Source organism: Homoserinibacter sp. GY 40078 (assembly GCF_008017545.1).
Classification (GTDB): Bacteria; Actinomycetota; Actinomycetes; order Actinomycetales; family Microbacteriaceae; genus Homoserinibacter.
Genome location: NZ_VRTZ01000002.1, coordinates 49679 through 67301, shown reverse-complemented (window position 1 = coordinate 67301; position 17623 = coordinate 49679). Strand labels below are relative to the sequence as shown.

The window sequence follows — 17623 nt, the reverse complement described above, 5'->3', positions numbered from 1 at the left end:
ACGCACGTGCAGAAATGCAGGAGATTGACCCCTCCCCCCGTGCGGAGCGGCGGTATCACGGGCGGCGGAGCGAATATCTCCTGCATTTCTGAGTGCGGTGCGGGCGGCCGCACCCCATGCTGGAGGGATGGATGACATCGAGGTCATACGACTCGAGGTACCCGAGCGGCTCGGTGATGACGACGCGAGCCGCGACTTCGCCGAGGTCGCCGAGGTCCGCAACACCTGCGAGGAGCTCGCGTACGGCACGCCGGATGTCGGCCACAGCGTCGGCCACCTGCAGCGCTACTGGGCGGATCCGAACGAGCACAGCCGGCTGCTCGGCGTGCGGATCGATGGACGCATCGTTGCGTACGCGCTCGCTTCGGCGCTCATCGCCGACCCGTCCGCGTCGTGGCTCGAGACGCGCGTGCTGCCGGAGCACCGCGGGCGCGGCATCGGCACAGCGCTCGCGGATGCCGCTGAGGCGGAGGCGCGCGCACTCGGGTCGACCCACGCGGTCGCGTACGTGCCCTCCGCGGATGCCGCGGGCGACACCGTCGCCCCCTCGAGCGGAGTCGGTGCCCTCCCCGCGCACAATCCGGAGGTCCGCTTCCTCATCGCTCGCGGATACGAACTGGAGCAAGTGGTGCGCGCGAGCAGGCTCGAACTACCCGTCGATCCGGTCGCGCTCCCCGAACAGCTCGGCGCAGCCGATCGCCACGCCGGCGACGACTACCGTGCTGTGTCCTGGGTCGGCGTCACCCCCGAGGAGTGGCGGGACGACCTCGCCGTGCTCCACACCCGGATGAGCACCGACGCCCCGCAGTCGGGGCTCGGCGAGCCGGAGGACGTCTGGACCGCTGCCCGCATCGCCGAGGATGACGCGGCGAGCGTGCGTGCGGGACTCGCGCCGGTCACCGCGGGAGCGGTGCACGTGCCGAGCGGTCGACTGATCGCCTACACGCAGCTGATCCCGCCGATCGACGTGACCCGCCCCATCGAGCAGCACGACACGCTCGTGCTGCGGGAGCACCGCGGCCACGGCCTCGGGATGCTCGTGAAGCTCGCGAACCTCGAGCTACTCGCCCAAGTGCGCCCCGGGCATCCGTCGATCCTCACCTGGAACGCGGAGGAGAACACCCACATGCTCGCCGTCAACGAGCGGATCGGCTTCGAGCGGATGGGCGGCGAGGGCGCCTGGCGCCGCGAACTGCAGTGAGACGCACGACGGCCCACGGCGCGGTGCCGTGGGCCGTCGTGGATGACGAGGTCAGTCGCGCGAGATGGCGAGCATCCGCAGGATCTCGAGGTACAGCCAGATGACGGTGACCATGATGCCGAAGGCACCCGTCCAGGCGTACTTCTTCGGGATACCCTGACGCACGCCCTTCTGGATGAAGTCGAAGTCGAGCACGAGCGAGTAGGCACCGAGCAGAACGGCGAAGACGCCGAGAACGAGTCCGAGCGGAATGACGTCGAAGAAGACGATGTCACCGCGCAGGCCCCACGGGTTGGCGTTCGCGCCGCCGAAGATCATCACGAAGACGTTGATCACCGAGAAGGCGAGGTACCCGACCATCGCGACGAGGAACACCTTCGTGGCCCGCTTCGACGCGCGGATCTTGCCGCTCGCGAAGAGCGCGAGGGTGACGCCGACGACCGCGAGGGTCGCGAGCACCGCCTGGCTGACGATGCCGGGCCACTGCGCCTCGTAGAACGAGGAGATGCCGCCGAGGAACACGCCCTGCGCTGCCGCGTAGGCGAGGATGAGCGCCGGCGAGGGCTCCTTCTTGAAGATGTTGACGAGGGCCAGCACGAAGCCGACGATGGCGGCGCCGATCCACAGGAACGGGACGGCGGGCATCGTGACCCAGCCGATCGCGGCGGCGACGACGAGCACGGCGAAGGTGCCGAGCGAGACACGCAGGGTGCCGTCGATCGTCATCGGCTCGGCCGAGCGCTGCGGTGCCGAGGGCAGGTTGAACTGCTGCTGGAGCTCCTCGGCCGTCGGGGTCGGGACGGGCGCCACCCCCTTCCCGTTGAACGCGGGGCTGTTCGAGAATGCGGGATTGTTGAGGGCCATGGCGGGTCCTTACGTCGGGGTCCTGGTTCCGAGGATACGCGCCTTGGGGCCTCGGCGGCTGGGGATCTTCCGCGCGCGGGCCTCGATCAGCGGATGCGCTGGCAGCGGGTGCAGAGGTGCGAACCGCGGTTCATGAACACCTCGCGCACGATCGGACGCCCGCAACGCGGGCACGGCCGCCCCTGCTGCCCGTACACGTTGAGCGAGTGCGAGAAGTAGCCCGACGCCCCATTGACGTTTACGTACTGCGCGTCGAAGCTCGTGCCGCCCTCCTCGAGCGCACGGCCGAGCACCGCCCGCACCTCGGACAGCAGCCGCCGCGCGCGGGGCCTCGAGAGCGAGCGCGTGGGCTGGTCGTAGTGGATGCGCGAGGCCCACAGCGCCTCGTCCGCGTAGATGTTGCCGATGCCCGAGACGAGGGTCTGATCGAGCAGCGCGCGCTTCACGGTCGTGTCGCGGCGCGCAAGGCGGTCGAGGAAGCGGCGCTCGTCGAAGTGAGGGTCGAGCGGATCGCGGGCGATGTGCGCGACGGATGCCGGAATCCGCTCCTCGGGCCGGTCGGCCGCGGGGGCGAGCCGGTCGAGCGCCATGGAGCCGAAGATGCGCTGGTCGACGAAGTCCATGCGCACTGGGCCGTATCCGGGCTGGTCGAGCCCGATGACGATCCGCGTGAGCCGTTGCACCGGCGCATCCGGATCACGCAGCAGCACCTGGCCGCTCATGCCGAGGTGCACGACGAGCGCCTCGTCGGCATCCGCCACCGGGATCCACAGGAACTTGCCGCGACGCGAGGGCGCCACGAGCCGGGCACCGGTCAGACGCTCGATGAAGTCCTCCGAGGGGCCCGGATGCCGCCGCAGGGAGCGCTCATCGAGAACCTCCACGGAGGTCACACGGGCGGAGGTGACCGCCGGCACGAGACCCGCGCGGACCACCTCGACCTCGGGCAGCTCGGGCACGGTGCTCTAGCGCTTGGGGCGCTGCAGGATCGCCCAGGCGGCGAGCGCGGCGGCCATCTCGGCCTGCTTCTTGCTCGTGCCGTCGCCGGCGGCGATCGCGTCGCCGCCGAGGGCGACCTCGGCGTGGAAGCGCTTGGAGTGGTCGGGGCCCGAGTCGGTGACGCGGTACTGGGGCAGACCCTTGCCGAGGCGCGTGGAGAGTTCCTGCAGGCTCGTCTTCGGGTCCATGGCGGCGCCGAAGCGGTTCGGGTCGGCGAGCAGCGGCGAAATGAGGCGCAGCACGAGCGCGGTCGCCGCATCCGGGCCGACGGACAGATACGCGGCGCCGATGATCGCCTCGACGGCGTCCGCGAGGATCGACTGCTTCTCGCGCCCCCCGGTGAGCTCCTCACCGCGGCCGAGCAGCATGTAGCGACCCAGTTCGATGTGCACCGCGATCTCGGCGAGCGCGGCGGAGCTGACGAGGCTTGCCCGGCGCTTCGCGAGCTCGCCCTCGTCAACGTTCGGGTTCTCGAGGTAGAGCATGACCGTCACGGCCTGCCCCAGGATCGAGTCACCCAGGAATTCGAGTCGCTCGTTGTGCCCGATACCGCCGTTCTCATAGGCGTAGGACCGGTGCGTGAGCGCAAGAGTGAGCAGCTCGGGTTCGATCTCGAGCTGCAGCACCGAGTTGAGCTCGGCGAGGACCTCAGCACCGACCGGCGGTGAGCCGGCCGGGCGCGTCTCAGACGTCGGCGACCTTACGGCCCTTGTACTCGAGGTACAGCGGGGTGCCCGCCGAGTCCTCGACGACCTTGGCGCGGTGCGGGAGGCTGTAGGTGACCTTGCCGTTCTCGACGGTCTTCACCAGGTTCGGCACGGATGCCTTCCACTGCGAACGGCGGGCGTGCGTGTTGGCACGCGACTGGCGGCGCTTGGGAACGGCCATGATGGTGTCTCTTCCTGTGTTCGGCGCAGGGCCGGAGGCTTGTGTCAGTCGGTATGGGAGTCGGGGCGGAAGCCCTCGAGCGCGGCCCACCGGGGGTCGAGCATCTCGCGGTCGCTCGGCTCGGCGCCATCCGGCAGTTTCTCCCCCGTGGCGGGGTCGAGACCGGGGCAGTCCGGCCGGCAGACCGGCTGGAACGGTAGTGCCAGCACTACCGCGTCCCGCACGACGGATTCGAGATCCACGTGATCATCTCGAATCGCGAAGTCGAAAGCTTCATCAGGAGAATACGCGAAAAGCTCCTGGAATTCGACCTCGACCGGCAGCTTCACGGGGTCGAGGCAGCGGACGCACTCGGCATCCGCGACCGCATCGACGTCGCCCGTGACGAGGATCCCGTCGTGCAGACCCTCGAGACGCAGGTCGATCCGCACCGGCGAACCGGCGTGCACGGACGCCACCGACTCGCCCAGACGCTCGGGCGCATCGAACTCGAGGACGCGCTCGCGCATCTCTCCGGGTCGATGCATGACGTCGTGGACGGGCACGACGAACGGGCTGGTGGGTGCAGGCACGGTCAGCGATTCTACGCCGCATCCGCTGCCGATTGCCTGGACGGCGCCTCCCCCGTCCGGGGCCGCGCATCCACGTTCCGCGTCAGTGCTCGATCGCCGTGAACGCCTCGTCGAGGATCGCCAGCGCACGCAGGCACTCCTCCGCCGTGACGGTGCACGGCGGCACCACGTGGAGGCGGTTGTCCATGACGAACGGCAGGTAGCCGCGGCCGAGGAGCTCCTTCTTGAGCGCGCCGATCGTCGCGGGCGGCACCGGCTCGCGCGTCTCGCGATCCGTGACGAGGTCGAGCGCCCAGAAGACCCCTACCCCGCGCACCTCGCCGATGAGGGGATGCTGATCGGCGAGGGCCGCGAGGCCCGGGCCCAGCACATCGCGCCCGATCTCGGCGGCATGCTCGATGATCCCCTCCTCCTCCATGGCATCCATCGACGCGACGATCGACGCCGCCGCGAGCGGATGCCCGGAATAGGTGAGGCCGCCGGGGAACACCTGATCGTCGAAGACCTGCGCGATCGAGGCGGAGATGATGACCCCGCCGACCGGCACGTAGCCCGAGTTCACGCCCTTCGCGAAGGTGATGAGATCGGGCACGACGCGATCCGGGTTGACCTCCGCGTTCTGCCAGGCGAACCAATCGCCCGTGCGGCCGAAGCCCGACATGACCTCGTCGACGATCAGCAGGATGCCGTAGCGGTCGCAGAGGTCGCGCACGCCCGCGTACCACCCGGGCGGCGGCATGATCACGCCCGCCGTGCCGGGGATCCCCTCGAGAAGCAGCCCCGCGATCGACGACGGCCCCTCTGCTTGGATCACGCGCTCGAGGTGGTGCAGGGCGCGCTCGGTCTCCTGCTCGGGGCTGTCGGACCAGAACTCGGAGCGGTAGGGGAACGGACCGAAGAAGTGCGCGTGCCCGCGGGCGAACTCGTTCGGCACGCGGCGCCAGTCGCCGGTCGCGACGATCGCGGCGCCCGTGTTGCCGTGATAGCTGCGGTAGGTGCTGAGGATCTTGTCGCGGCCCGTCGTGAGCCGTGCCATCCGGATCGCGTTCTCGTTGGCATCCGCGCCGCCGTTGGTGAAGAAGACCTTCGTGAACGACGAGCCGGCCTTCGCGAGAATGCGCGCGGCGGCCTCGCCGCGGGTGAGGTTCGCGTGGGCGGGCGCCACCGTCGGCAGGATCGCCGCCTGCTCCTGGATGGCCGCGACGACCTTGGGGTGTGCGTGCCCGATGTTGACGTTGACGAGCTGGCTCGAGAAGTCGAGATAGCGATTGCCCTCGAAGTCCCACACCTCGGTGCCGAGGCCACCCGCGATGACGAGCGGGTCGAGGGACGCCTGCGCCGACCACGAGTGGAAGACGTGCGCACGGTCGAGGTCGTGTGCGTGCTGGTTGGTGCTCATATCCGTTCCTGGATCAGGGGTGCGGCCGGGCGACCCACGACGGGCCGCCCGGCACGCGGGGGTCTTACTGGCCGCCCTCGGTGAGGGTGACCTCGATCGGAGTGTACGTCCCGGATGCATCGACGCCATCCTCCGCGAGCGCGTCGAGCGCCTGCTGGATGTAGTCGTTCGAGTACGCCGAGGCGGGCGGGTCCGACTCGATGAGGTGCAGGCCCTGCTGGTTGATCGCGGCGAGCGCGCCCGCCACGGTCTTCTGCCACGCGGCCTCGTCGATCACACCGAAGTCGCCGCCGGTCCAGATGAGCTTGTTGACCTCGTTCATCTGCCACAGCTGGTGCGTCGGCCCGACCGGGAACGCGTCGACGCCCGGCGCGGTCGCGGCGGTGTAGACGATGTCCGCGGCCTCCTCCGGGTTGTCGCGGGCGTAGAGCCAGCCCTTCACGGTCGCCTTCAGGAACCGGACCGCCGCATCCGCGTAGGCCGGGTCGTCGAGGCGCTCGGTGTCGGCCCAGATGGCGTCCTGCAGCATCGCGCCCTCGGTGTCCTCGTAGTAGATGACGTCGAGGTCGTCCATCGTGTACAGCTCGCCCGTGTCGGGGTTCACCGTCTCGAGGACCTGCGCGAGCTCGTTGTACGTCATCGCCTGGGCGGCGTCGACATCGCGGTCGAGCAGGGCGTTCATCGAGAAGTCCTGGTTCGTGATCGACACGCTGGTGGAGTCGAGCCCCTCGGCCGCCATCGCGGCGAAGATCTCCCACTCGTTGCCGAAGCCCCAGGAGCCGATGCGCTTGCCCTCGAAGTCGGCGACGGACGTGATGCCGTCACCCGCCCACGAGACCTGGGTCGTGCCGGATGCCTGGAACACCTGGGCGATGTCGGTGAGCTCGACACCGGATGCCTCGATGCTGCCGAGAACCTTCGGCACCCAGGCGATCGCGAAGTCGACGTCTCCCGCGACGAGGGCGTCCTGCGGCACGATGTCGCCGCCCGAGGGGACGATCTCGACCGAGTCGAAGCCCTCCTCCTCGAAGTAGCCCTGATCGAGCGCGACGTAGTAGCCGGCGAACTGCGCCTGCGGAAGCCACTGCAGCTGGAGCTTGATCGACGTGAGCGGCTCGAAGTCGCCCGAGTCGGCGTCGCCGTCATCGCTCGTGCCGGAGCACGCGGCGAGCGCGAGCGCCGTGACGGTCGCCGCGGAGGCGAGAGCCAGGCCGCGTCTGGTGCGGAGTCTCATGCTGTTCCCTTTCGTGATGGTGGTGCAGGTGGTGCGGTGGGTGGTGGTGCGTGGGGTGGTGCGGATGCCGGTCAGTCCGGCGCATGCCGCGTCACGATGCGCTCGATGAGCGCGGTGACGAGGAAGAATGCGAGCCCGATGAGGATGCCCCCGCCGACATACGCCCACGCGAGCGAGGCGCGCCCGGATTTGGCGAAGGTCGCGATGGAGGTGCCCACGCCGTCCGCGGGGCCGCCGAAGTACTCCGCGACGAGCGCGGAGATCACGGCGAGCGAGGCCGCGACGCGGACGCCCGTCATCAGGTAGGGCACGGCGGTCGGGAGGGTGAGCTTGCGGAAGGTCTGCCCGCCCGTCGCGGCGGATGCGCGCAGCAGGTCGCGGTGCACGGGCCGGGTCTGGCGGAGCCCGCGCAGTACGTTCACGAAGACCGGGATGAAGGCGGCGATCGTGGCGACCGCCTGGCGGCCGAACTGGCTGGACGCCCCGAACATCGTGTTGAGGATGGGCGTGATCGCGACGATCGGGATGACGGCGAGCGCCGCGACGAGCGGGGCGAGCATGCCGTCGATCGGACGCCAGGTGGCCGACAAGCCGGCGAGGATCACCGCGAGCACCGTGCCGACGGCGAGACCGATCGCCGCGTTCGTCGCGGTGATGAGCATTTCGTCCCAGATGATGCCCCACCGCAGGACGAACTCCGACGCCACGTCCGCGGGGCCGGGGAGCGCGCGGGGTGCATCGCCGAACTCGACGTACAGCGCCCACGCGAACGCACCCAGCACACCCACCACGATCGGTGCGGCGATGCGCAGCCAGCCGGTCGGGACCGCGCCCCTCATCGCTCGTTCGCCCTCTGCGTCGGGGCGCCGTGCAGCGCCTCGCGGACTTCGGTGACCTTCGCGAAGTACGCGGGCGTCTCGCGCAGCGCCTCGTCGCGCACCGGCCCGAGACCTGTCTCGATCACCTCGGTGATGCGGCCCGGGCGCGGGCTCATGACGACCACGCGGTCCGAGAGGAAAACGGCCTCCGGGATCGAGTGCGTGACGAACACGACCGCCGCGCCCGTCTCGGCCGCGATCCGGGTGAGCTCGCCCTGCAGGTACTCGCGGGTCATCTCGTCGAGCGCGCCGAACGGCTCGTCCATGAGAAGGAGCTTCGGACTCGCCGCGAGAGCCCGGGCGATCGCGACCCGCTGCTGCATCCCGCCCGAGAGCTGATCGGGGTAGCGGTCGACGAAGTCCGAGAGGCCGACGAGCTCGGCCAGCTCGGCGACCCGCCTCGCGCGATCGGGCTTCGGCACCTTGTGCAGCTCGAGCGGCAGGGCGATGTTGTCGGCGACCGTGCGCCACGGGAGCAGACCCGCCTGCTGGAATGCGATCCCATAGTCCTGGTCGATGCGGGCGCGGCGCGCGGGCTTGCCGAAGATGGTCAGCGTGCCCGCTGTCGCCTCGTCGAGGTCGGCGATGAGGCGCAAGAGCGTCGACTTGCCGCATCCGGAGGGGCCGATGAGCGAGACGAACTCCCCCGCCCGCACCTCGAGGTCGACGCCCGTCAGGGCCGTCACGTCGCCCGCCTTGGCGGGGAACACCTTGCCGACGCCCGAGGCGCTCACCGCGAGGGCGGCGCCGGTGGACGCGGTGCCGGCGAGGGTGGTGTCGGTGGTCATGCGGCCGCCTCTCCTCTGCGGTACTTGGTGAGGCCGAAGCCGATGAGCGCGACGGACCCCGCCGCGATGAGCCCCAGCGCGATCGAGCCGAACATCGGCCCCCACGGTGCGGCGGGGTCGCTCGACGCCTGCCCCGCGAACTGGATGAGCATCCGGCCGATGCCGCCGCGCATCCCGATCGACACCTCGGCGACCACGGCGCCGAGCACCGCGTTCGCGGCGGCGAGGCGCAGCGCCGGCAGCAGGTGCGGCACGGATGCGGGGAGCCTCAAGCGCACGAGGGTCGACCAGTAGCCGGCCGCGTAGCTGCGCATCAGGTCGACGTGGATCCGGTCGGGCGCCTCGAGGCCTCGCAGAGCGCCGACCGCCACCGGGAAGAACGCGAGATACGACGCGATCACCGCGACCGACAGCCACTGCGGCCACGGGATGCCGGAGCGGTCGATCTGGTTGCCGATCACGTTGACGACGGGCGCGAAGGCGATGAGCGGCACGATCTGGCTCACCACGATCCAGGGCAGCAGACCCCACTCGACGAGCTTCCAGCGCTGCATCGCGAGGCCGAGCAGCATCCCGACGGCCACGCCGATGAGCCAGCCGAGCGCCGCCATCCCGAGCGTCATCACCGCCGCCTGCGCGACCGACACCACGAGCGGCGGCGTCGCTCCCCCGCTCGTCGGCTCGCCGAGACGGATGAGCATGCTCCAGACGTGCGGCATCGCGCGATCGTGAGTGCGCGGCAGGATCAGCACCCCCGAGCCGGCCTCGCCCTCGACCGCGCCGATCACGACACCCTCGGACGGCCCCAGGAACTTGTAGACCTCCCAGAGGATCGCGACGAGCAGCACACCCGCGACGCCCCAGCCGACGGCCGCCCAGCCGCGACCCCGCGTGCGGCGACGCGGCAGGGACCCGGGGTCGGAGCTCACGACTTGGCCGTCACCTGGTCGCGGAGGGCGGGGATCACGGTCTCGCCGTAGACCCGCAGCGTCTCCTCCTTGTTGTCGTGCTGGAGGTATCCGGCGAACTGGTGCACGCCGATCGAACGCAGCTCCTCGAGCTTCTCGATGTGGTCGTCGGCGGTGCCGAGCAGGCAGAAACGGTCGACGATCTCATCCGGGACGAAGTCGACGTGGTCGTTGTGGGCCTTGCCGTGGGAGTTGTAGTCGTATCCGGTGCGGCCCTCGATGTAGTCGGTGAGCGCCTTCGGCACGCTGCCGTCGGCACCGTACTTCGCGACGATGTCGGCCACGTGGTTGCCGACCATGCCGCCGAACCAGCGGCACTGGTCGCGCATGTGCTGCCAGTCGTCGCCGATGTAGAACGGCGCGGCCACGCAGAAGGTGATCTCGTCGGGATCGCGGCCGGCCTTCTCGGCGGCGTCGCGGACGGTCTTGATCATCCACTTGGCGATGTCGACGTCGGCCAGCTGCAGGATGAAGCCGTCGCCGACCTCGCCCGTGAGCTTGAGTGCGAGCGGGCCGTACGCCGCCACCCACACCTCGAGCTCGGAGCCCTCGGACCACGGGAACTGCAGGGTGGAGCCGTGGTACTCGACGGCGCGGCTGTTGCCGAGTTCGCGGATCACGTGGATCGACTCGCGCAGTTCGGCGAGCGTCGTCGGCTTGCCGTTCGTGACGCGCACGGCGGAGTCGCCGCGGCCGATGCCGACGATCGTGCGGTTGCCGTACATCTCGTTGAGGGTCGCGAACACGGAGGCGGTGACCGTCCAGTCGCGGGTGGCGGGATTCGTGACGAACGGACCGACCTTCACCTTGCGCGTCTCGGCGAGGATCTGGCTGTAGATGACGTACGGCTCCTGCCACAGGATGTGCGAGTCGAAGGTCCAGACATGGCTGAAGCCGTACTGCTCGGCGAGCTTCGCGAGGTGCACCGTGCGGCTCGCGGGCGGGTTGGTCTGAAGGACTGCTCCGAAATCCATCAGCTGACCGTCCGTGAGCTGTGTCGGACAGGCTTCCGGGCGTTCTGACACCCGCGCGGCGGTGTCCAGCTGGTCATAGACATGTCTACGTCACACCCTTCGAGTCAGACCAGGTACTGCGAGAGGCCGCGCTTGACGAATCGGCCGTCGCCCTTGGCGCCGAGGTACTGGTTGTCGTCCACGACGACCTTTCCCCGCGAGATGACCGTGTCGACGTGTCCGTCGATCTCGTAGCCCTCCCACGCCGAGTGGTCCATGTTCATGTGGTGGGTCTTGCCGAGGCCGATCGAGGTGTGACCGTTCGGGTCGTACACGACGATGTCGGCATCCGCGCCCGGCTGGATCACGCCCTTCTTCCCGTAGAGCCCGAACATCCGCGCCGGTGTGGTGGAGGTCAGCTCCACCCAGCGCTCCAGCGTGATCTCACCGGTGACGACGCCCTGGTACATGAGGTCCATGCGGTGCTCGACCGATCCGATCCCGTTCGGGATCTTGCGGAAGTCGCCGAGCCCGAGCTCCTTCTGGCCCTTCATGCAGAACGGGCAGTGGTCGGTGGAGACCATCTGCAGATCGTTGGTGCGCAGACCCTGCCACATCGCGTGCTGGTGTCCTTCGGCGCGGGCGCGCAGTGGCGTCGAGCACACCCACTTGGCGCCCTCGAAGGCACCCCATTCCTCGCTCGAGGCTCCGAGCTGCTCCTCGAGAGAGAGGTAGAGGTACTGCGGGCAGGTCTCGCCGAATACGTTCTGGCCACGATCACGGGCGGCCGCGAGCTGCTCGACCGCCTGCTTCGCCGAGACGTGCACGACGTAGAGGGGGGCACCGGTGAGCCGAGCGATCATGATCGCGCGGTGGGTGGCCTCCTCCTCCATCTCCCACGCCCGCGCGATGCCGTGGAAGTAGGGGTCGGTCTTGCCTTCCTCGGCGAGCTGAGCCGCGAGAACGTCGATGACGGGGCCGTTCTCGGCGTGCATCATCGTGAGCAGTCCGGTGTCGGCCGACACTTGCATGGCCTTGAGGATCTGCGCGTCGTCGGAGTAGAAGACGCCCGGGTAGGCCATGAAGAGCTTGAAGCTCGTGATGCCCTCATCGACGAGCGAGGGCATCACGGCGAGCGAGTCGGCGTCGACTCCGCCGATGATCTGGTGGAAGCCGTAGTCGATGGCGCAGTTGCCGGCCGCCTTCTCGTGCCACGCGGCGAGCCCGTCCATCACTTTCTGGCCGTAAGTCTGCACAGCGAAGTCGATGATCGTCGTCGTGCCGCCGTGCGCCGCAGCACGCGTGCCCGTCTCGAAGGTGTCGGATGCGTTGGTGCCGCCGAAGGGCAGCTCCATGTGGGTGTGGGCGTCGATGCCGCCGGGGATGACGTACTTGCCGGTGGCATCGACGACCGTGTCGACGCCGCGGGCGAGGTCGGTCCCGAGCAGCTGCGAGCCGGGTGCGAGCACGGCGACGATCGTCTCGCCGTCGACCAGCACATCCGCCGGCGCTCGGCCCGTGGCCGACACGACCGTGCCGCCCGTGATGAGTGTGGTTGCCATGAGTTCCTCCCCTTCGACGTGGTCAAGAGCCGCGATAGACATGTCTACGAGCCGAGAGACACCCGCGCGGCGGTGTCCGGCGGGCCAGAGACATGTCTATGGCGTAGAGATCGAGGTGTAGGTTTCGGGGCGGCGGTCTCGGTAGAACTGCCAGTCGTCGCGCATCTCCTGCACCATGTCCATCTGCAGGTCGCGCACGAGCAGCTCCTCGTGCTCGCCCGATCCGCGCTCGCCCACGAAGTTGCCGCGCGGATCGATGACGTTGCTCGTGCCGTAGAAGTTCACGGCCTCGGCGCCGTACTCGTTGTCCTCGAGGCCCACGCGGTTCGGCTGCAGCACGAAGTAGCCGTTCGCGACAGCCGCCGCCGGGCCCTCCACCTCCCACAGCCGGTTCGAGAGGCCGGGCTTCGTGGCGTTCGGGTTGAAGACGATGTGCGCCCCGCGCAGGCCGTACTCGCGCCACCCCTCCGGGAAGTGGCGGTCGTAGCAGATGTAGGTGCCGATCCTGCCGACCGCGGTGTCGAACACCGGGTACCCGAGGTTGCCCGGCCGGAAGTAGAACTTCTCCCAGAACTTCTCGACGTGCGGGATGTGGACCTTGCGGTACTTGCCGAGGATCGATCCGTCGGCGTCGACTACGACCGTCGTGTTGTAGTACACGCCGGTCTGCTCCTCCTCGTAGATCGGGAGGACGGTGACGACACCCAGCTCCTTCGCGATCGACGCGAAGCGCTGCACGATCGGGCCGTCGGCGGGTTCTGCGTAGCGGTAGTACTTCTTGTCCTGGGTGATGCCGAAGTAGGGGCCGTAGAACAGCTCCTGGAAGCACATCACCTGCGCCCCATCGGCGGCCGCATCGCGCAGGAATCCCTCGTGCTTGTCGAGCATCGACTCCTTGTCGCCCGTCCAGGTGGTCTGGCTGATCGCCGCCCGCACGATGGTCATCGCTGTCTCCCTCGAGGTTGCTTTTTGTTATCTTTCGTCGTAAACATTTCTCTGACGTTACGCACTGTGACGTGGGCGTAAAACTACGGCGGTCAGCATGAAATCGGTAGCCCTCGAGATCCGAGAGCGGTCGCCACACGGCATCGCGACGGGGATCGCGCGGCTCATCACGGCGGGCGATCTGGCCCCCGGAGACCGCCTTCCGACCGTGCGCCAACTGGCCGCGGAGCTCGGCGTCTCGCCCGCGACGGTCAGCCACGCATGGCAGACCCTCAACTCCGCAGGCCTCATCACGAGCCGCGGACGCAGCGGCAGCTTCGTGCGCGCGGAGCCCCGCGAGTGGCTGCCACGGCGCTACCGCGGACTCGACGGCAAGCTCGGCGCCCGCCTCGACCTCTCCCGCGGCACCCCCGACCCGGACCTGCTCCCCGCCCTCGGCCCCGCACTCGCCCGCGTCGGCGCCCGTGCCGACACCCCGAGCTACCAGGCCAAGCCCGACATCCCGGAGCTCCACGACCTGCTGCGCGCCACCTGGCCCGCGACCGTCGAGTCGATCACAGTGCTGAACGGCGCCCTCGACGCGATCGACCGCGCGCTCGCCGCGCTCGTGCGCTTCGGCGACCGCGTGCTCGTCGAAGACCCCACTTTTCCGCCGTTCATGGACCTCCTCGACCACTACGGCCTCGAGGCGGTGCCCGTGCCGCTCGACGCGGAGGGGATGCGGCCGGATGCCTTCGCCGCGGCCCTCGGCCTCTCGCCGGCGATCGTGCTGCTCCAGCCGCGCGCCCACAACCCCACCGGCATCTCGACGACGCCCGAGCGCGCCGAGCAGCTCGCCGGCATTCTCGCGCGCAGCCGCACCGCGCAGGACGCGATCGTCGTGGAGGACGACGCCTCCGGCGCGATCAGCGCCTCCCCCGATGTAACCCTCGCCGCCTGGCTGCCCGAGCGAGTGCTCCACGTGCGCTCGTTCTCGAAGTCGCACGGCCCCGATCTGCGCATCGGCGCGATCGGCGGCCCCCGCCCCCTCGTGGACCGCGTCGTCGCGAGGCGGCTCCTCGGCCCCGGCTGGACGAGCCGGATGACGCAGGCGATCCTGCACGAACTGCTCACCGATCCCGCGGCGATCGCCCAGATCGAGCAGGCGCGCACCGCCTATGCGGCGCGCCAGGCAGCCCTCGCGGATGCCGTGCAGGAGGCGGGCGGCTGGCTCGCCGCGGGCGACGGGCTGAACGCCTGGCTCCGCGTCGCGGACGAGCGCTCGGCGATGGTGCAGCTCGCGGCGGTGGGCATCCAGGTGGCAGCGGGCAGCCCGTTCCAGCCCGGCGACTCGCCCGATCCGCACGTACGCGTGACGGTCGGGATGCTGCGCGACGAGATCCCGACGGTCGGTGCGGCGCTCGCGGTCGCCCAGCAGGCGTAGGGACGCGGTCCCCTCGCACCCGCACGAGGGGACCGCGTCGATCGATCGGACTCAGTACGACGAGTAGACGGTCACCTCGTCGATGGTCCACCACTGCGGGGCGGCGCCCGTTTGGGTGATCCGGATGTACCGCGCCGTCGTGGGCGTGACCGAGATCGGCCGCTTCCACCCGTACGCGATGCCGGTCGCGAGCGTCGTCCACGAGGTGCCGTTGGTCGACGTCTCGAGCGTGAACCCGCGGGGGTAGTCCCACGTGTTGCCCGAGGGCGTCTGCACGATCACCATCGCGACGGTGCGGTTGGTGCCCATGTCGATCCGGTACCACTCACCGCCCGCCATCGCCGAACCGGTCGCCCACGACCCACCGCCGACACCGTCGATTCCGCCACCCGTCGAGGTGCCGGATGCGGTGCTCGAGGCCGTCGCCGTCCACCCGGAGTGGCTGACCGCCGACGGGCTGTAGGTCGACAGACCGCCCGAGTACTTCGCGAGCGTCGCGACGAAGCGCGTGTTCTTCGTGAAGTTCGCGGTGCCGAACTGGCCGAGCTTCGCGATGAACGTCGTCTGATCGTCGCTGTTGATCACCGGGATCGGCTTCTGGTTGTCGTAGTACATGCCCCAGTACGCGAACCCGTCGTTGGCGGTTCCCCGGACCTTGTAGGTCCAGTTCGACCACGACACGTTCGACGCGTTGAGACCCGCCATGAACCGCGACCAGACGTCGTCGTTGTAGTAGAGCGAGTACTCGCCGTAGAGGATCGGCACGCCCGGATTCGAGAGCTTCGCCGCGAGGCCATTCAGCTCGTTCGTGACGACCTGGTTCTGCGAGGTCCAGTTCTTCGAGTTGGGCATGTCGTACGGGTGGTACTGGTACACGACGTTCGTCCACCCGTATGTCGACGGGCTCGCGATCGCCCCGAGGCTGAAGAACGCCCCGAAGAAGATCGTGTGATCCGGATCGATGGCCCGCACGGCGTCGTAGAGGCGGTCGTAGTAGTCGCTCTTCTGGGCGACGTCGTCGGCATCCTCTCCGTAGTCGATGAGCGGCTCGTTGATGAGGTCGTAGCCGGCGACGGCGGGCTCGCCCTCGTACCGGGTGGCGATCTCCTCCCAGATGTCGACGACCCAGTCCTGGAAGGTCGAGCTGCCCCAGAACCCATTCGGGTTCGGGCCGATCCGCCCGCAGCTGCCCCACGGGCATCCGCCGCCGGGCACGGTGTGCAGGTCGATGAGCGTGTACAGACCCCGCTCGCTCAGCTCGTCGATGACCCAGTCGATCTTCTCCCAGGGGTTCGACTTCCACGACCCGTCGAGGTTGAGGAAGGTGTTCCACCCGATCGGCACCCGGACGAAGTTGAACCCGGCGGCCGCGAGGTTGTCGAGGTCGCTCTCGGTGATCCAGGTGTCCTGGTGCGCGTCGATGACGGTCTGCGCCCCGGTGGTGCCGAAGCGGTTGGCCATCGAGAGCTGCAGCGAGTAGTCGTCGTTGTAGAGGCCGGCGGTGAGCTCGCCGATCGACCACCACGATCCCGACGACCCGGTCTGGGTCATCCGGAAGTAGCGGGCCGCCTGCGCGACGAATCCGATCGTCGTCGCCTTGCGCGTGCCGACGCCCGTCGCGACCGTGGTCCACGTCGAGCCGTTCTTCGACAGCTGGAGCGTGTAGCCCCGTGCGTAGTCGGTCTCGTCGGAGGTGTTCTTGGCCGTGTCGATCGTGACGTTGTTGAGCGTCACGAGCGCGCCCATGTCGACCTGGATGTACTGCCCGTTCGTCTGGGGGGCGCTCGTCGTCCACCGCGTGCCGGTGTTGCCGTCGATCATGTTGCCGGGCGACGCGCCGACGGATGCCGACACCGCCCATCCGCCGCGGTCGAGGCCGGTGCCGCTCGAGATCGCGACCTCGGCGATCGACCACCACTGGCTCGAGCTGCCGTTCGAGACGATCCGCAGGTAGCGGCCGTTCTTGGTGCCCTGGAAGTCGGCCTGGATGACACGGTTGGAGCCGTATCCGCTCGCGACCTGGGTGTAGTTCACGTTGTCCCACGACACGAAGACGTCCCAGATGCGGGGGTAGTCGTTCGCCGTCGCGGAGCCCGCGTCGAACAGCACCTTGTCCATGTCGACGTTGCGTCCGAGGTCGATCGTGAAGGTCTGACCCGGCACCTGCGGGGTGCCGCTCTGCCAGACGCTCGCGGCATTGCCGTCGAGCGCGTTGCCGGCAGAGCTACCCCCGGCAGTCGCGAAGGCGGTCGCCGTGTGCGTGCCGTTGTGCAGCATCGGGTCGTTGAAGAGGTTGAGCTCACCGACGGACCAGAGCGCAGCAGCGGAGCCGGTCTGGGTCACCCGCACGTAGCTCGCCACCTGCGGCGCGAACTTCACGCTCGTGACGCCGTCGGTGCCGGGCTGCGTCGCGACGCTCACCCACGTGGTGCCGTTGGTCGACACCTGCACGTCGACCGTGCGGGGGTACTGACCGGCGTTGGCGGTGTTGTCGATGCTCAGGCGGCTGAACAGGGTCGGTGCGCCGAGCGAGGCTTGGATCCACTCGCCGCCTGCCTGGTTGGCGTTCGTCGTCCAGCGGCTCGTCCCGGAGCCGTCGAAGGCGTTCGACGCGGTGCCGGCGGATGCGCTGTACGACCAGCCGGTGCGGTCGACGGCGAACTCGCCGAGCGGCGACATCCAGTCCTCCTGGGTGAGCCACCCGCCGATGTTGGTGCCCCGCAGGTTGATGGTCGATCCGGTGCCGGAGTTCTTCTTCAGCACGTTGCCGTTGGCCTTGATGAAGTCCGTGGCCCCCAGTGCCGCGGTGGCCGCCAGTGGCGGCGTGAGTCCGACTGCGATGAGCGTCGCTGCCAGCAGCGCGCCCGCGAAGGTTCTCGCTTTCATGATCCTCCTCGATCACTCCCGCCAGGGCGGGATTCGACGGTTTCCATAGCGCGGGTGATGCGG

At 69.1% G+C, this 17623-nt stretch carries 16 protein-coding genes; 2 read left to right on the top strand and 14 right to left on the bottom strand.

What is annotated here, in order from left to right:
* The first annotated feature begins 127 nt into the window (after nucleotides 1-127).
* Entirely contained in the window at nucleotides 128-1201 is a 1074-nt protein-coding gene (locus FVQ89_RS09020) for a GNAT family N-acetyltransferase (protein WP_147901643.1), read from the top strand.
* A 51-nt stretch (nucleotides 1202-1252) separates the two neighbouring features.
* Here the strand turns inward: FVQ89_RS09020 and FVQ89_RS09015 are convergent, their stop codons facing one another.
* From FVQ89_RS09015 to FVQ89_RS08955, 13 genes are all read right to left on the bottom strand, one after another.
* Complete coding sequence (locus FVQ89_RS09015; RefSeq protein ID WP_147901642.1) at nucleotides 1253-2065, bottom strand: Bax inhibitor-1/YccA family protein; 813 nt, start codon at nucleotides 2063-2065, stop codon at nucleotides 1253-1255.
* A gap of 86 nt (nucleotides 2066-2151) precedes the next feature.
* Complete coding sequence (gene mutM, locus FVQ89_RS09010; protein ID WP_147901641.1) at nucleotides 2152-3024, bottom strand: bifunctional DNA-formamidopyrimidine glycosylase/DNA-(apurinic or apyrimidinic site) lyase; 873 nt, start codon at nucleotides 3022-3024, stop codon at nucleotides 2152-2154.
* Nucleotides 3025-3030: 6 nt separating this feature from the next.
* Nucleotides 3031-3690, bottom strand: a complete 660-nt coding sequence (rnc, locus tag FVQ89_RS09005; RefSeq protein ID WP_147901640.1) for a ribonuclease III — start codon at nucleotides 3688-3690, stop codon at nucleotides 3031-3033.
* A 58-nt stretch (nucleotides 3691-3748) separates the two neighbouring features.
* Nucleotides 3749-3952 carry a 50S ribosomal protein L32 gene (gene rpmF, locus FVQ89_RS09000; RefSeq protein ID WP_147901639.1) on the bottom strand — a complete coding sequence of 68 codons (204 nt, stop codon included), beginning with the start codon at nucleotides 3950-3952 and terminating at the stop codon, nucleotides 3749-3751.
* A 44-nt stretch (nucleotides 3953-3996) separates the two neighbouring features.
* Nucleotides 3997-4524 carry a DUF177 domain-containing protein gene (locus FVQ89_RS08995; protein ID WP_255513523.1) on the bottom strand — a complete coding sequence of 176 codons (528 nt, stop codon included), beginning with the start codon at nucleotides 4522-4524 and terminating at the stop codon, nucleotides 3997-3999.
* An 82-nt stretch (nucleotides 4525-4606) separates the two neighbouring features.
* Nucleotides 4607-5923, bottom strand: a complete 1317-nt coding sequence (locus tag FVQ89_RS08990; RefSeq protein ID WP_147901638.1) for an aspartate aminotransferase family protein — start codon at nucleotides 5921-5923, stop codon at nucleotides 4607-4609.
* Nucleotides 5924-5987: 64 nt separating this feature from the next.
* The gene (locus FVQ89_RS08985) at nucleotides 5988-7157 is read right to left on the bottom strand and encodes an ABC transporter substrate-binding protein (RefSeq protein ID WP_147901637.1); all 1170 of its coding nucleotides are present in this window, start codon (nucleotides 7155-7157) and stop codon (nucleotides 5988-5990) included.
* A 71-nt stretch (nucleotides 7158-7228) separates the two neighbouring features.
* Nucleotides 7229-7996 carry an ABC transporter permease gene (locus FVQ89_RS08980; protein WP_147901636.1) on the bottom strand — a complete coding sequence of 256 codons (768 nt, stop codon included), beginning with the start codon at nucleotides 7994-7996 and terminating at the stop codon, nucleotides 7229-7231.
* Complete coding sequence (locus FVQ89_RS08975) at nucleotides 7993-8823, bottom strand: ABC transporter ATP-binding protein (RefSeq protein ID WP_147901635.1); 831 nt, start codon at nucleotides 8821-8823, stop codon at nucleotides 7993-7995. The genes FVQ89_RS08980 and FVQ89_RS08975 overlap by 4 nt, the downstream gene beginning before the upstream one ends.
* Nucleotides 8820-9752 carry an ABC transporter permease gene (locus tag FVQ89_RS08970; RefSeq protein WP_147901634.1) on the bottom strand — a complete coding sequence of 311 codons (933 nt, stop codon included), beginning with the start codon at nucleotides 9750-9752 and terminating at the stop codon, nucleotides 8820-8822. Before FVQ89_RS08970 ends, FVQ89_RS08975 begins: the two co-directional genes overlap by 4 nt.
* Complete coding sequence (locus FVQ89_RS08965; RefSeq protein ID WP_147901633.1) at nucleotides 9749-10765, bottom strand: TIGR03842 family LLM class F420-dependent oxidoreductase; 1017 nt, start codon at nucleotides 10763-10765, stop codon at nucleotides 9749-9751. The genes FVQ89_RS08970 and FVQ89_RS08965 overlap by 4 nt, the downstream gene beginning before the upstream one ends.
* A gap of 104 nt (nucleotides 10766-10869) precedes the next feature.
* Nucleotides 10870-12306 carry a dihydropyrimidinase gene (gene hydA, locus FVQ89_RS08960; RefSeq protein WP_147901632.1) on the bottom strand — a complete coding sequence of 479 codons (1437 nt, stop codon included), beginning with the start codon at nucleotides 12304-12306 and terminating at the stop codon, nucleotides 10870-10872.
* A 96-nt stretch (nucleotides 12307-12402) separates the two neighbouring features.
* The gene (locus FVQ89_RS08955) at nucleotides 12403-13251 is read right to left on the bottom strand and encodes a nitrilase-related carbon-nitrogen hydrolase (RefSeq protein ID WP_147901631.1); all 849 of its coding nucleotides are present in this window, start codon (nucleotides 13249-13251) and stop codon (nucleotides 12403-12405) included.
* 97 nt (nucleotides 13252-13348) lie between these two features.
* On the opposite strand from FVQ89_RS08955, the gene FVQ89_RS08950 reads away from it, so the two are divergent.
* A complete protein-coding gene (locus FVQ89_RS08950) occupies nucleotides 13349-14674 on the top strand; it encodes a PLP-dependent aminotransferase family protein (RefSeq protein WP_147901630.1) in 1326 nt (441 codons plus the stop codon).
* A gap of 51 nt (nucleotides 14675-14725) precedes the next feature.
* Here the strand turns inward: FVQ89_RS08950 and FVQ89_RS08945 are convergent, their stop codons facing one another.
* Nucleotides 14726-17560, bottom strand: coding sequence for a discoidin domain-containing protein (locus FVQ89_RS08945; protein WP_147901629.1), 2835 nt, complete (start codon nucleotides 17558-17560; stop codon nucleotides 14726-14728).
* Nucleotides 17561-17623: the final 63 nt, after the last annotated feature.

Coding starts and splice junctions, on each gene's coding strand:
- FVQ89_RS09020 (WP_147901643.1), top strand. CDS start 128: ATGGATGACATCGAGGTCATACGACTCGAGGTACCCGAGCGGCTCGGT.
- FVQ89_RS09015 (WP_147901642.1), bottom strand. CDS start 2,065: ATGGCCCTCAACAATCCCGCATTCTCGAACAGCCCCGCGTTCAACGGG.
- rpmF (WP_147901639.1), bottom strand. CDS start 3,952: ATGGCCGTTCCCAAGCGCCGCCAGTCGCGTGCCAACACGCACGCCCGC.
- FVQ89_RS08990 (WP_147901638.1), bottom strand. CDS start 5,923: ATGAGCACCAACCAGCACGCACACGACCTCGACCGTGCGCACGTCTTC.
- FVQ89_RS08985 (WP_147901637.1), bottom strand. CDS start 7,157: ATGAGACTCCGCACCAGACGCGGCCTGGCTCTCGCCTCCGCGGCGACC.
- FVQ89_RS08980 (WP_147901636.1), bottom strand. CDS start 7,996: ATGAGGGGCGCGGTCCCGACCGGCTGGCTGCGCATCGCCGCACCGATC.
- FVQ89_RS08975 (WP_147901635.1), bottom strand. CDS start 8,823: ATGACCACCGACACCACCCTCGCCGGCACCGCGTCCACCGGCGCCGCC.
- FVQ89_RS08965 (WP_147901633.1), bottom strand. CDS start 10,765: ATGGATTTCGGAGCAGTCCTTCAGACCAACCCGCCCGCGAGCCGCACG.
- hydA (WP_147901632.1), bottom strand. CDS start 12,306: ATGGCAACCACACTCATCACGGGCGGCACGGTCGTGTCGGCCACGGGC.
- FVQ89_RS08955 (WP_147901631.1), bottom strand. CDS start 13,251: ATGACCATCGTGCGGGCGGCGATCAGCCAGACCACCTGGACGGGCGAC.
- FVQ89_RS08950 (WP_147901630.1), top strand. CDS start 13,349: ATGAAATCGGTAGCCCTCGAGATCCGAGAGCGGTCGCCACACGGCATC.
- FVQ89_RS08945 (WP_147901629.1), bottom strand. CDS start 17,560: ATGAAAGCGAGAACCTTCGCGGGCGCGCTGCTGGCAGCGACGCTCATC.